This is a genomic window from Pedobacter sp. 10L46_2 (assembly GCF_056395165.1).
On sequence record NZ_JBFTIZ010000089.1, the window covers coordinates 1 to 13575 of the forward strand.

General features: G+C 40.3%; 13 protein-coding genes. 4 read left to right on the forward strand and 9 right to left on the reverse strand.

Annotated features, from left to right (window positions below):
* The 5 genes from AC1DDX_RS11920 to AC1DDX_RS11940 form a co-directional block, all read right to left on the reverse strand.
* Positions 1–797, reverse strand: a 797-nt coding sequence (locus AC1DDX_RS11920; protein ID WP_477622078.1) for an AraC family transcriptional regulator, incomplete at its 3' end; no start/stop codon positions are given.
* Between the two features lie 102 nt (positions 798–899).
* A complete protein-coding gene (locus AC1DDX_RS11925; RefSeq protein WP_288879299.1) occupies positions 900–2141 on the reverse strand; it encodes an NAD(P)/FAD-dependent oxidoreductase in 1242 nt (413 codons plus the stop codon).
* A 14-nt stretch (positions 2142–2155) separates the two neighbouring features.
* On the reverse strand, positions 2156–3157 hold the full coding sequence (locus AC1DDX_RS11930; RefSeq protein ID WP_172662869.1) for a 4-hydroxyproline epimerase: 1002 nt from the start codon (positions 3155–3157) through the stop codon (positions 2156–2158).
* Positions 3158–3159: 2 nt separating this feature from the next.
* The gene (locus tag AC1DDX_RS11935; protein WP_477622079.1) at positions 3160–4731 is read right to left on the reverse strand and encodes an aldehyde dehydrogenase (NADP(+)); all 1572 of its coding nucleotides are present in this window, start codon (positions 4729–4731) and stop codon (positions 3160–3162) included.
* The gene (locus tag AC1DDX_RS11940) at positions 4728–5663 is read right to left on the reverse strand and encodes a dihydrodipicolinate synthase family protein (RefSeq protein ID WP_337716185.1); all 936 of its coding nucleotides are present in this window, start codon (positions 5661–5663) and stop codon (positions 4728–4730) included. Before AC1DDX_RS11940 ends, AC1DDX_RS11935 begins: the two co-directional genes overlap by 4 nt.
* Positions 5664–5913: 250 nt before the next feature.
* Here AC1DDX_RS11940 and AC1DDX_RS11945 point away from each other — a divergent pair, with 250 nt between their 5' ends.
* A complete protein-coding gene (locus AC1DDX_RS11945) occupies positions 5914–6162 on the forward strand; it encodes a hypothetical protein (RefSeq protein ID WP_172662866.1) in 249 nt (82 codons plus the stop codon).
* Positions 6159–6680: a hypothetical protein gene (locus AC1DDX_RS11950; RefSeq protein WP_477622080.1), complete on the forward strand. Its 522-nt coding sequence runs from the start codon at positions 6159–6161 to the stop codon at positions 6678–6680. Before AC1DDX_RS11945 ends, AC1DDX_RS11950 begins: the two co-directional genes overlap by 4 nt.
* Positions 6681–6689: 9 nt before the next feature.
* On the opposite strand, the gene AC1DDX_RS11955 is transcribed toward AC1DDX_RS11950, so the two are convergent.
* The 3 genes from AC1DDX_RS11955 to AC1DDX_RS11965 all read right to left on the reverse strand — a co-directional run bounded on the left by AC1DDX_RS11955 (position 6690) and on the right by AC1DDX_RS11965 (position 10905).
* Complete coding sequence (locus AC1DDX_RS11955) at positions 6690–8711, reverse strand: plastocyanin/azurin family copper-binding protein (RefSeq protein WP_337716183.1); 2022 nt, start codon at positions 8709–8711, stop codon at positions 6690–6692.
* 7 nt (positions 8712–8718) lie between these two features.
* Complete coding sequence (locus tag AC1DDX_RS11960; RefSeq protein ID WP_477622081.1) at positions 8719–9426, reverse strand: hypothetical protein; 708 nt, start codon at positions 9424–9426, stop codon at positions 8719–8721.
* Between the two features lie 126 nt (positions 9427–9552).
* On the reverse strand, positions 9553–10905 hold the full coding sequence (locus AC1DDX_RS11965; RefSeq protein ID WP_172662862.1) for an alpha-L-fucosidase: 1353 nt from the start codon (positions 10903–10905) through the stop codon (positions 9553–9555).
* A 227-nt stretch (positions 10906–11132) separates the two neighbouring features.
* Between AC1DDX_RS11965 and AC1DDX_RS11970 the strand changes: the two genes are divergently transcribed.
* The gene (locus AC1DDX_RS11970) at positions 11133–11888 is read left to right on the forward strand and encodes an SDR family oxidoreductase (protein ID WP_337716179.1); all 756 of its coding nucleotides are present in this window, start codon (positions 11133–11135) and stop codon (positions 11886–11888) included.
* Between the two features lie 190 nt (positions 11889–12078).
* Positions 12079–12528 (forward strand): DoxX family protein, encoded by a 450-nt coding sequence (locus AC1DDX_RS11975; protein WP_172662860.1) that lies wholly within the window; start codon positions 12079–12081, stop codon positions 12526–12528.
* On the opposite strand, the gene AC1DDX_RS11980 is transcribed toward AC1DDX_RS11975, so the two are convergent.
* Positions 12525–13575, reverse strand: a 1051-nt coding sequence (locus tag AC1DDX_RS11980) for an RNA polymerase sigma factor (RefSeq protein ID WP_477622082.1), incomplete at its 5' end; no start/stop codon positions are given. The two genes, AC1DDX_RS11975 and AC1DDX_RS11980, sit on opposite strands and share 4 nt — an antisense overlap.

Below are 13575 nucleotides of genomic sequence, written 5' to 3' on the forward strand. Positions count from 1 at the left end.
CTATTGAACCCTACCTTATAGGCTACGTTTGCAATAGACTCTGGATTTCCTTCAGAAAGCAGCTTTTTACAAGCGTCATTTACTCTTACTTCATTTAGAAACGAAACAAACGTGTGACCGGTATGTTTCTTGAAGTATCGGCAAAATGCATGCGGATTCATATATGCAGTATTAGAGATGTCTTCCAGATCGATCTTGTTATGATAATTTTTCATGATGAAGTTGATAATCCGGCTCAATCGCATACCTTCATTTTCGGTAAGACTTGCAGAATAAACCTCCGGACATAAAACTTCAACATCGTTGTCTATAGATTGGATCATATTCATTAAGCTCAGGAAATTAGACAACAATACCATACCAGCAGAATGATGTATTTGTTTAATTTGTGCAGCAATCTTTGTGCATTGATTGGCTGGAATCTTAAATCCGTGCTTATAGTTGTCTAGAAAGGAATTAGCGGCTTTCAATTCGGGAAGGTCAAATAAGCCGGAAAGTGTATTTTTAGTGTTGAAATAGATAGAATGGGCCTTAACCGATTTGCCGCTCTCAGTGCTGAAATAATCAGGATTACTTTTAAATAAATGTGGCAGATTGGCTCCTACAAGAAAAATATCCCCTGAAGAAAAGACATGCATGTTGTTCCCTGCAATTAGGGTTCCTTCTCCTTGCTCCACCCAGGTAAGCTGCCACTCTTCATGTCGGTGAAGATATGGGTAAAAGTATGGTAATTCGATCTCTTCACTGACAACACTTCTATCAGCAGGTACTAAAATGGTAAAAGGTAAAACTTTCATACGCTCCCGTTTATTGATACCCAATTTACACAATCTTAACCAAAAGAGTGCTACCTATAGCTTAAGTATGCTAATATTCGGCTATAGGTAGCTAAAATCGTATTATCTGTTGGGATGGAAAGCTGAAATTTCTATTTCTGTTTTTTCCTGATCGATTAGTTGACTTACTAGTAAACCTGTTGCCGGACCAAGACTTAAGCCCATCATTCCATGACCGGTAGCAATAACCAAATTAGCTGTGCCGGAGCCGTAACCGATATAAGGTAATCCATCAGGAGATGAGGGTCTGAAGCCATACCAGATATGATCAATACGGGGCAATTTAGGTGCTAACCCAGGAAAGTATTTAGGCACGGATTCTAAAATTCCCTGGACCCTGTTCATGTTTATTTTGTTGTTAATTTTTGCAATTTCCATTGTTCCACCAAACCTGAGTTGTCCATTCATTGGGGTAATGGCAACTCTTGCTTCACACAGTAATGCCGGAATGGTCATTCTTTGTTCCGGTTCATCCTCCATAAATGAATATCCTTTTCCCGGCATCAGGGATAAATTCAGATTTAACATTTTTGCTAGTGAAGGTGACCAGGCTCCTGCTGCCAATACATATTGGTCGGCGTTCCACTTTGTTGCGCCGGTATAGATAGCGCTAATATTCTTGCCGGAGCGTTCGATATTAGTAACCTCTAGATTTCGCAAAATCTCTACTCCCTGTCTTTCCAAATGCAGGGTTAACAATTCCATTAATTTAGCTGGATCAAGGTGCGCATCGCATCGATAGTGAGCCGCTCCAAGTACATCCAGATCCAGTTTTGGCTGGAGTGCTTTACATTCATCGGAATTTAATATAGCTATATCCAATCCAAGTTCCTTTGCTTTAAGTGCCAGGTGCAATTCTTCTTCTGCAGCAGCTTCGGTTTTATAGTAAGCTAAAATTCCATTTTTGGTGAGGTCAAAATCCAGTGCAGGATTGCTATAAAGTCCTTCGTATAATTTTTTGCTGAGCAGTGAGATGTTCCGTAGTGGCTCTGCGGATTCTGTAACATGCTTTTTATTTGCCTTTCGAAGAAATTTGATGCCCCAGGCAGGCAGTCCGGAACTTAGGGATGGCTTTACATAAAATGGGCTGCTGCTATTGAACATCCATCTAAACCCCTGACTAATCATTCCGGGTGCTGCAAGCGGGATAAAATGACTGGGAACGATCATACCCGCATTGCCAAATGAGCAACTGTCTTTAATACTGCCTTTGTCGATTACGGTTACCTGATGTCCCTTTTTGCTTAGGTAATAAGCAGAACTTAGTCCGACAATTCCAGCACCTATTATTATAATTTTCTGCATTTGTTTCTTATATCTTATATCACCTGAAATCCATGAGCATACGGGTCTCTGTCATCTATTTTAATGGTGTTGTATCCATATACTTCGGCCCAGCCTTCGATGCTTGGAATAATAGCATCGTATTTATCCATCGTAACAACATCCTCAATCCTACCTGTGAATTTGCTTCCTATGATGCTTTCATGAATAAAAACATCTCCTTTTTTCAATTTTCCCTTTGCATGCCACTGCGCCATTCTAGCTGATGTACCCGTGCCGCAAGGTGAACGATCTATAGCTTTGTCGCCATAAAATACCGCATTTCGAGCGGTAGCGGTAGGATCAATCGTATCTCCCGCCCAAAGAATATGGCTGCAGCCATTAATTGTAGGATCTTGCGGGTGCACAAAACTATACCTTTCATTGATTTGCTTTCGGATATCTCGACTCCAGCTAATAAGCTGACCGGCGGTATGCTCCTGTATGCCTTTAAAATTCTTCTGAGGATCAATAATGGCGTAGAAATTACCGCCATAGGCAACATCAATAAAGAACTCTCCCAATTCCGGACATTCAATCGAAAGATTTTCAGCGGCGAGGTACGCAGGCACATTTCGAAGTTTAACAGAAATCACCTTTCCAGCTGTTTCTTTATATTCAATTAAAACCAGACCGGCAGGCGCCTCCATGCGTACAAGTCCTGGGATTTTTGGTTTTATTAATCCTTCTTCAATGGCTATAGTGATGGTGCCAATTGTACCATGTCCGCACATTGGAAGGCAGCCACTCGTTTCTATAAATAATACTGCAACATCATTTGCAGGATCATGAGGAGGATAAAGTATACTGCCCGACATCATATCATGGCCCCGGGGTTCAAACATTAACCCTTTGCGGATCCAATCAAATTCTTTCAAAAAATGTTGCCGTTTCTCACTCATATTTTTCCCGTTTAGGACGGGTCCTCCTCCGGCGACAAGCCTTACCGGGTTACCGCAGGTATGTGCATCTACACAAAAAAAAGTTTTGCTATTCATGGCTATTTAGTCCATTTGTTATTTATCAATCTGAAAATATTGAGTGGATTCTTTTCTTTTAATTCATCAGGAAGCATTTCATCAGGCCAGTTTTGCCAGGCTAATGGTCGACAAAAACGAAGCACAGCGGTTGATCCAACAGAAGTAAAACGTGAATCATTTGTAGCCGGGAAAGGTCCGCCATGTTGCATGGCTGCGCAAACCTCTACCCCTGTTGGTGGATTGTTGAGGATTAAACGGCCCGTTTTATCTTTTAACTTCTCGATCAGCAAATGATATTCAGCCAGTTCCGATGGTTCAGCCATCATTGTAATGGTCAATTGCCCCTGCAGGATATCGGCTATATCAGTAAGCTGCCTGGTGTCGTCGGCTATAACAAGCATAGAGTATGGCCCAAAAATTTCTTCCTGAAGCACTGGGTTTTGGAGAAATTCGTTCCCCGAAATTGWTGATACAATAGATAGTGCCTGACAGCTGGCATCAGCATTTAAAACCAGGGAAGCCGCTAAAACTTCTGTATTTGGTTGTTTAAGCACCTCTGTGGTTCGTTTTTTATAATTGTTGTAGATGCCAACTGTAAGCATGGTAGCAGAAGCTACACGCTCTATTTCTATTTTTAAGTGTTCTATAAAAATATCAAGCTCCTTTGATTTAACAGCAATCAGCAAACCTGGGTTTGTACAAAATTGTCCTGCGCCCATGGTAATTGATCCTGCATAAGTGGAAGCAATTTGCCCTGCCCTGCTTTTTAATGCCTGTGGCAACAGAAATATGGGATTTATGCTTCCCATTTCTGCAAAAAATGGAATCGGATTTTTCCTCTGCTGCACCATTTTGAGTAAAGCCATTCCTCCTTGATATGAACCTGTGAAAGTGACCGCTCTGGTTTCTGAATGCTTAACAAGCATTTCTCCTATTTCATAGCCCTCATCAAATAACATTGAAAAAAAACCATGATGTACTCCAGATTTGTGTAGGGCGCGCATGATCGCCTGACCAGCAAGCGCACTGGTGCCAGGGTGGGCAGCATGGGCTTTCACAATAACTGGGCAACCGGCAGCAAATGCAGAAGCCGTATCTCCTCCGGCAACAGAAAATGCAAGCGGGAAATTACTCGCACCGAATACAACCACTGGCCCCAAGGGCACCAGCATTCGCCTGATGTCGGGTTTAGGAATTGGTTGTCGATCTGGAATAGCAGTATCAATGATGGCATTCAGCCATGAACCTTCTTCAACCTGGTCTGCAAAGAGCCTGAGTTGTCCGGTAGTTCTTGCCAATTCGCCTGTTAAGCGTACTTTAGTTAAACCACTTTCCAACTGCGCACGCGCTACCAACTCTTCACCGATAAACTCAAGTTCCTCTGCTATACTTCTAAGGAAGGCAACCCTGATACTTTTAGGGAGTTGTTTGTAGTGCGCTTCTGTCGCTGCAGTCATTGCCTCATTTAAATCTTCGACAACAGCATTGAAAAATTCCTCTTTAAGTAGCTCACCTGATGCAGGATTACTCGCATAGAAGACTTTGGCTGTCCTTTTGGAATATTGGGATGCAATTATGCTCCTTCCGTTCATACAGCTGGTGATTCTAACACTCCCCAGCTGTTTTCTGGTAATACAGGTCTTGCCACCAATGCATCGTTAATAATCTTAAGGACACGCTCGCGTTCTTTACCTTTAATTTTTAATCGCGGTGCTCTTACGTTTTCTGTTCCTATACCGGTACCCACCTCAGCGAGTTTTATATATTGTACAAGTTTAGGATGAATATCCAATTCAAGAACCGGAAGGAACCACCTGTAAATTGTTAAAGCTTCCTGTATCCTGTTAGATTTTACCAAGCGGTAAATTGCTACTGTTTCTTTAGGAAAGGCATCTACAAGTCCTGCTACCCATCCATGTGCTCCCATTACCAGACTTTCCATAGCGATAGGATCTACTCCCGTAAAGATTTTAAACCGGTCTCCAAATCTGTTGATCATTCTTGTAATGTTCGAAATGTTCCTTGTCGATTCTTTGACAGCCTGAATGTTTTCATAGTTAGCAAGTTCTGCGAACATATCCAATGTTACCTCAATTTTATAATCTACTGGATTGTTGTAAATCATGATTGGTAAGTCTGTACTTTCAGCAACTGATTTAAAAAAAGCAAGTGTTTCTTCATCATCGGCATAATAACGCATTGGTGGTAAAAGCATTAAGCCGCTAGCCCCTAATTCCTTAGCTGTTTTTGCGACTTGTACTGCTGCTTTGGTAGTTGATTCTGCAATATTGAGTAAAACCGGTACCCTTCCATTTACCAATTTTATGGTATGAGACAGTAACCCAAATTTTTCTTCGTTTGTAAGTGAGCTTGCTTCGCCCAGAGATCCCCCAAGGATTAGTCCATCAACACCCGCCTCGAGCTGGGCATAGATATTTTCGTCAAATGCATTGAAATCTAACTCATCATTATCCGTAAACTTGGTTGTTACGGCTGGAAATACGCCCGACCATTTTATTTTCATAGTTTATTTTTTTTAACAAAAATAGCCCATAGAAAGACATGAAGAGATGCAGAATTTAGCTAGCTTTTCTAATAAATTGACAATATTGAGAAAAGACAGTGATGCCGCACGACCAGATGTTTTTTTATCTTCCTAGTTCTCAATTAAAACCGTAAATTTAAAGTAATTAAGGTTTTATATTTTTTAGGGTATACCTTAATACTTTGGACGAGCGTATTGGTAAAATTTGAAAACTAATCAAAACAGCTTTATGGAAACCAAAATAAAAGAAAAGCAGACAGCGATCATGGATCCAGCTTTAACAGCAGAAACTGATAATTGGAATTCATTATTGAATGGCCCACCAGAAGACGACGATATCCAATTTGAAGATGATGATCTTGAGGATGATGAATTCCCAATTGAGGAAGATCTTGATAATCTCGATTTTGATGAAGAAGATGAACTCGGGTTTGATGAAGAGGAGGATCTAGATTTTCTAGAAGCCGTATTGCATTGAAACCGTYATTCTACTCAAAAGACAGCGGACATCCGGATGATATCTATCATTATCGACCTGGAAAACCCTGGGTTAAAACCGCTGAACTTTTCTTTATCCAACCCGAAGGTAAACACCTGAGGGTGGAAAATAAAAATGTCAATTGTTTATTTAACAATCTGACCAGGGAATTATTTGACGTCCATTATAATCATTTTATACAGTTCCTGAACATAGATTTTAGTCCTATTGCTGTACAAGAAAGAAATTATGAGTTACTTGTTTCAGAGCAAGAATTCCTGATACAAAAGATCATTACGAGTTGGATCTATTATTATACCATTAATAACCTTGAAGTAAAAGTACAAAGGGATGATTTTACTCATCCCTATATGACAGATTATATTTTAAGCTTGCTGGATAAAAAATATGGCATCGATACTCTTGCGAGCCTGGCACTCGGCGCTCATCTATTGCGAATGAACTTATACGATTATTGTAACACTGTTAAAGGAAGAAGAACATATTACAATCGCTAGGTTCATGATCTATTTAATCACTTTGATCTGTCCCTTCATTACCGTGTAGTGGCCAGGATAAGAACAGATAAAAGGATATATCCCAGGTGTTTTTGGTACAGTAAAATAAATAGTATCTGATTTTCCCGGTTGCAATAATGTGGTATGTGCAAGTACCTTAGCACTATTAGGAACAAAATCATACTTTTCACCATCAAGCCCCATCTTCATCACCATTTCTCCGACAACATTACCCGCTCCTGGAGTTGTGAGCACAAAATTGTGCAGCATATCATCTGTATTGGCAAAGGTTAGCTTCACTTTCGTTCCTGCTTTTAAAGTCAAATTTGTAATGTCAAATTTCAATCCCGGTTTGGTTCCTAATAAAATGGTTTTATCCGGCCCGTTCTTCCAGCTTATTGGCTGTTTGGTAATGTGTTTCCCTGCTGCAGTACTACCAGTAATTTTGCTGTTGTTGGCTGTCATATTCCCCATGTGATGATGATCCATACCTTGTGCTGCGTTTGAAGTCTGCATGCTACCAGTTGGTTTGTTTTCGGCCGTTGCCACTACTTTTTCTCCATCCGGAATCTTATTTAAAGTATAATATCCATAATTGTGGAGCAGAGGGGTATTGTCGCCTTCTGAGCGTAGTCCTTCAGTTCTGATCTCATGAATATACCCTTCTTTTAAACTATCCAGTACTAATCGTACGCGTTTATGATCTGGAGAGATTACGATTGCTTTAATGTTGCGGGGAGATTGGTTTATCACCGGACTTCCGTAAATATGATGGTACTTATAAGTAAAAGTCGATAATTTATAAGAGCCAGCATTACGGGCAGTTTTTTCATCTACTGGCATGGTAAATTCCAGCTCGAAACCGTCGGGCTGAGCCTTTACGGTTTGCACCTCAAAAGGCATGATGCCAGACCAAGTCAAACGCTGCAGTCCATATTCTTCTTTTCCGGTTGAAGACCATCCTCTTGAAGTCATACCTACAAGCATACTGCCATCAGAACCCCAGTTCATTCTTAATATACCCGAAGAAAATCCTTCACGAAAAGGAAATACCATCCCCTGGTAAACCCCTTTAACCTTTTCAAGGAATACCCTACTGATTTTACTCTGGGCCTGGTCGCCTACAAACAGCTGTCCTTTAAAAGGGCCCATATTTCCATTATCTGAATAATTAAGGATTCCGGAAGTTGAATTACCCATGATAGAATGTGGGATCCATACAGAAGGAGTTTTTAATCCGGGTACCCTTTTGGCTACATCGTACTTGGGTTCACCTGTATCCGGAATATCTTTTTTCCGAAGCTTTACTGGAGAGCCAGGCTGATCAGCCCAGATCAAGCCTGCAGGGTTGCCTAAAAAGTCGCCCTCTTCAACATGAGTGATGCTACCTGAGCCTACCCAATCGCCCTGATTCTCTGCATAAAATACATCACCATTGTTATTCAGAGCGAAAGCCGCAGGTGAACGGAAGCCAGTAGCAAAGGGCTTCATGGTAAAATCGGGAGTGAATTTGAGCATCCAGCCATGCCATTTGGACATGCTTTCTCCAAATCCTATCCACCCTAAATTTAGGGTAACTACCATGTTGCCATCCTTGTCTAGCATAGGGCCATAGGCATACTCATGATAATTGCCGGATAATGGCCAGGAATACATTGTTCGGTATTCATCGGCTTCACCATCACCATCCAGATCCCGGAGGCGTGTAAGCTCAGCGCGCTGAGTCAGATAAATATCCCCCTTAATATAGTTTAAGCCTAATATTTCATGCATACCATGCGCAAATAGGCGATATTTAGGTTGCTCCCCATCTTTCATATATGGATTTGTGATAATCCATACCTCGCCACGGCGTGTAGCCACAGCCAATTCATCGTTGGGTAAAAAGGTCATTCCACCAACTTCAAGTGCTATTTCTTTGGGAATTGGAACAGTAACAATTGGAAATATTTGACTTTCTGTTTGTGCATTTGAGTTTACAATACCAGCACCCAGTAATAAAAGAGACAATAAGTATTTTGAATTTTTCATTCTTTGATTACCAGATTAGAGAATAGGTTAATGAATCAGTTCCATTGGCCAATTGAGCAAGCAGTTCCTGACCATTTTTTGTTTTCCTTATAAAAGTCTTTGTTTCAGCGGATACTTTTATAGTATATGCTTTATTTCCAATGCTATAAGTGTTGTCTTTCAATGCAGTGATAGTTTGTGCGGCAGCAATCCTGCAATAAAGAGGTCCCTTGCTATTGCTAATGCTTATTGTACGGTCTATACCACTACCTCCGCTTTGCACTACTATTTTATCACTTATATCAGCACCATTTGAGGAATATAAAAACGTTGGCATCTTGCTCTTATCTAATACATATCCCTTATTTTGGAGATCATCAAAGCTTATAGAATCAGGCCATACTGCATTTTGATCAGTCAGTGCTGTAATTGCAGGAGCTGCAGAAAGGGGTAACACAGTACCTAAAGGTTTGGCTAGTTGAGGCTCTCCTCTATCCTTCCACATTTCAGTCACATCAAGAAATTGCCCACGCCATACCTGCAATAATGCTCCCTGTTTCAAATCATAAGAATAGTTCAGTTTCTCAGAAGTGCCTACAGAAATTACGTGTGTACGTTTCTTTCCATCGAACATGAGATAACTACGCAATAAATAAGGTTTAGTTCCTGCGTTTAGGACATAAGGGTTGGCGCTTTGGGCCCAGGTATAAGTTGCACAGCAGGTGAAAAATGCCACGCAACACATAACTCGTTTACAGATCGTCATACTTTTATTTGGTTATTAAACAACGAAACAATCGATTGCCTAACAAATATAGAAAATTATTGTCTCACAGAAATAGCTGCGAGACAATAAAATGAATTATTTCAAACTCAATTCAATAACCGGAATTTGAAAGTTTGGTTTTTGGGTTGGTAATTTCAAGACAAGACTACCGGAAGTCGATTTGTCTTTATCAGTTAAGAGTTCTGAATTATCATGTAAAAACTGGGCATAAACGACGTCTTCACCATATCCATCCAGCACTATTTTGCCATCTTTAGGATATTCAAAAAGATGAACATACAGTTTTTTGCCAGCTTTGTTGTAGGTAAGCTGGGTTCCCGGAGCAGGTTTAAATTTATCTGGTGCAAAAGTGCATCCGTAAATTGACTTAGAATTAGCATGCATCCAAAGTCCAAGACTATCCAGTGCGGTATTTGCCCGGTTATCAAATTCGCCCCTGGCTGTTGGACCAACGTTTAACAATAAATTACCACCATTGGCAACTGAGGTAACTAATAAGCTCAGCAATTGTTTATTAGTTTTCCAGGTATTTTCATCTCTGTAATAGCCCCAGGAACCTGAAAAAGTCTGGCATGTTTCCCATGTCTTACCTTTAAATTTTGCCAAAGCTTCGGTACTAACCTGTTCTGGTGTTTCAAAATCTGCACCGTCTGTGTAGTCATCTAGATCCAGTCTGTTATCTACAATTATACCCGGCTGTAATTTTCTGATCTGCTTTAACAGGTCAACAGATGCCCAGTCTTCTTTGCCCTTGCCATGCTTACCTGGATATGAGAAATCAAGCCAGAGTATATCAATTTTTCCATACTTAGTTAAAATCTCATTAACCTGATTGCTTAAATATTTACGGTAATTAGCCATATTCCTACCTTTATTCAATGCTAAATATTGATTTTCATCATTGTTTGCCGGTTTTAAAGGATGATATTCATCAACTGTGAAATCTGGGTGATGCCAATCTATCAGTGAGTAATAGAAACCAATTTTTAAGCCTTCTGCTCTAAAAGCATCAACAAACTCTTTTACTAAATCTCTTTTAGCCAAAGTATTGGTTGCTTTGTAATCGGTGAACTTGCTATCAAACAATGTAAAACCTTCATGGTGTTTAGTGGTTAATACAACATATTTCATTCCTGCTGCTTTCGCTTTTTTTGCCCATAGTTTAGGCTGGAACTGATCAGGATTAAATTGATCGAAATATTTCTGGTAATTTTCGTTAGTAATGTGTTCATTACTTTTTACCCATTCGTGGCGGGCAGGTAAAGCGTATAAGCCCCAATGGATAAACATCCCAAATCTGGCATCTTTCCACCATTCCATTCTTTTGTCTTTTTGCTCTGGGGTTTCATTACCAATCTTCTTTTGCGCCTGTAAGGCAGAGGTTGTGAGCAGGATTAACATCAAGCCCAACAATAGTCTTCTGTTCATGTGATATCTGGTTTTTCGGTTATGTGTATAACAAATTTAGAAGATAAACAGTAGCAGAAATAAATAATATTGGCAATTGATTAAGCTTTTTTGTATAAAAAATAATTTCTATCAGTGCATTAAGGCTGATCTTGATTTAACCAACAAGAGTTAAGACTTGCTGATTTGTCCAATTTTAAAATGACGATTGTTATCATCATAAACAATCAAAATTTTAAAATTAACATATGAAAATTGTCGTAATCGGAGGCTCTGGCCTCATTGGAACAAAACTGGTAAACACTTTAAGCGAAGCGGGTCATGAAGTATTGGCGGCTTCGCCGGGAACTGGAGTAAACGCTGTTACCGGAGAAGGACTGGCAGAAGCTTTAACAGACGCAGAAGTAGTAGTTGATGTAGCCAACTCTCCATCATTTGAACAAAAGGCAGTATTGGATTTCTTCGAAACTTCTGGACGCAACCTGATTGCTGCAGAAAAAATTGCCGGCGTAAAACACCATGTTGCGCTATCGGTTGTTGGCACCGATCGTCCGAACGCCAACACTTATTTTTTGGCCAAACTTGCCCAAGAGAAACTAATTAAAGAATCCGGAATTCCTTATTCTATCCTTCATGCCACACAATTCTTTGAATTTGTAGGAGGTATTGCACAGGCTGGGACTCAAGGAGATCAGATCCATGTTTCGTCAGCTAAGTTCCAACCCATCGCATCAGATGATGTTGTTGAAGCTCTGGCTGATATTGCTGTGGGAACTCCCTTAAATGGCGCAGCAGAAGTTGCGGGGCCAGAAAAAATTGGGCTTGATGAAATCGTAAGGCAATACCTTAGCCTTAAAAATGACAACAGAGAAGTGATCTCAGATGTCCATGCTCCATATTTTGGTACAGAAATTAACGATCAGTCTCTTGTGCCCGGGGATAACGCCCGTATTGGTAAGCAAACTTATAGTAACTGGATTCGCAAACCAGGTAATTTAAGATAAGGTTAGCAGGAATACTTCACAAAATGAGGGTGGTCGTTATGCTAATGGCATCATGCCACATCGTCATCTCGACAATAGAAGAGATGACGACCTCACTTTTTCGGACACCCTCATTTATCTTTTCTAAGAAGGCTTTTTAGTACATTTAGCCTAGGTTAATAACAAAGCATTATAAATAAAGAATATATTGATGAAAAAATATACGGATACAGCCCAACTATTTCTGCGTATTGCATTAGGACTTGGTTTTTTCTCTGCAGTCCTGGACAGAATTGGCTGGCTGGGTGCCGCAGGACAAACTAATATTGCCTGGGGCAACTGGGAGTCTTTTCAGGAATACACCCACACTCTACTCCCATTTTTATCCAAATCGATTTCAGATATCATGGGTTTTATTGCAACTGCAGGTGAAGCGCTATTTGGGCTATTGCTCATTATCGGTTATAGAACCAGGCAATCCGCTATTGGAAGTTTCCTGCTGCTGTTGTCATTTGCATTCGTGATGACCATTACGCTAGGGTTAAAAGCACCTTTAAATTATTCCGTTTTTAGCGCAAGTGCTGGTGCATTTATATTGGCTACCCTATCGTCTTATCGTTGGAGCCTTGATAATTATCTGGGCAAAGTACCTAAGAATTAAACGGTCAAGTGCCGAATGTATTTGGTGATAATTGTCTTGTCGGCGTTCGAACTGGCGAGTAAAAGTGCCTGTCTATAATGCTGCAAAGCAACTGTATCATCAATATCTGTGTACAGGTTACCCAGCAGTGAATAATAAAAAAGATTATCTGTAAGTTTCAACTTTTCTGCTTCCACAATAGCTATCGCCTTCCCATAAGCCTTGGCAAGGGCAAAAGTCCTGTTCAAAGCAACAATTGGCGAATATTCTATAATCAGAAGGTTATTATATAGCTCAAGAATTTGTAACCATTTTTCTGGCGTGTCCTCTTTGTGGGTATGCCAATATGCGATACCAGCTTCCAAATGATATTTGGTTAACTGATTGCCATTGGCAGATAAACCTAAATAGTACTTGCCCTGATCAATCAATTCCTTATTCCAAAGGCTTTCATCCTGATCGTGGTACAATATAGTTTCTCCGTCCTGATTTGCGCGGGCATCAAAGCGAGAAACATGAAAACACATCAATGAAAACAATGCATTTACTTCGGGAAGATTGGTTCTCTCCTGAGCGGTTAATAAATAGGTCAGACGCATCGCTTCCGCGCAAAAATCTCTTCGGAGAGTTGTGTTCTGCGTTGTCGAATAATAACCTTCAGAGAACAAAAGATACAGGGTGATTAGCACAGTATCTACACGTTTGCTGATTTCAGTTAAATCCGGCTGTTCAATCCTGACATTTACTTCCTTTAACTTCTCCTTCGCTCTTTGAAGTCTTTTATAGACCACTTCTTTATTGGTCAGATAAGCATCAGCAATCTCCTGGATACCAAATCCACAAAGTAAATTCAATGCCAGTGCCACCTGAGATTCGGTGGATATCTCAGGGTTACATATGGTAAAGATCATGGCAAGCTGGCTATCCCCGATATTTTTCACAGACAGATCAAGCTCAAATTCTTCCATTTTAGCGGCATGGTACTGAATCTCTGGAGATAGTTTCTGCTGGAAGAGGTTATCTCGCTTTAAATAATTTTTAGTTTTATTTTTAGCAACGGTGTACAAC

Excerpts from the sequence above, each read along its gene's own strand:
- AC1DDX_RS11925 (WP_288879299.1), bottom strand. The coding sequence starts at position 2,141 with ATGCAGAAAATTATAATAATAGGTGCTGGAATTGTCGGACTAAGTTCT.
- AC1DDX_RS11930 (WP_172662869.1), bottom strand. The coding sequence starts at position 3,157 with ATGAATAGCAAAACTTTTTTTTGTGTAGATGCACATACCTGCGGTAAC.
- AC1DDX_RS11940 (WP_337716185.1), bottom strand. The coding sequence starts at position 5,663 with ATGAAAATAAAATGGTCGGGCGTATTTCCAGCCGTAACAACCAAGTTT.
- AC1DDX_RS11945 (WP_172662866.1), top strand. The coding sequence starts at position 5,914 with ATGGAAACCAAAATAAAAGAAAAGCAGACAGCGATCATGGATCCAGCT.
- AC1DDX_RS11955 (WP_337716183.1), bottom strand. The coding sequence starts at position 8,711 with ATGAAAAATTCAAAATACTTATTGTCTCTTTTATTACTGGGTGCTGGT.
- AC1DDX_RS11965 (WP_172662862.1), bottom strand. The coding sequence starts at position 10,905 with ATGAACAGAAGACTATTGTTGGGCTTGATGTTAATCCTGCTCACAACC.
- AC1DDX_RS11970 (WP_337716179.1), top strand. The coding sequence starts at position 11,133 with ATGAAAATTGTCGTAATCGGAGGCTCTGGCCTCATTGGAACAAAACTG.
- AC1DDX_RS11975 (WP_172662860.1), top strand. The coding sequence starts at position 12,079 with ATGAAAAAATATACGGATACAGCCCAACTATTTCTGCGTATTGCATTA.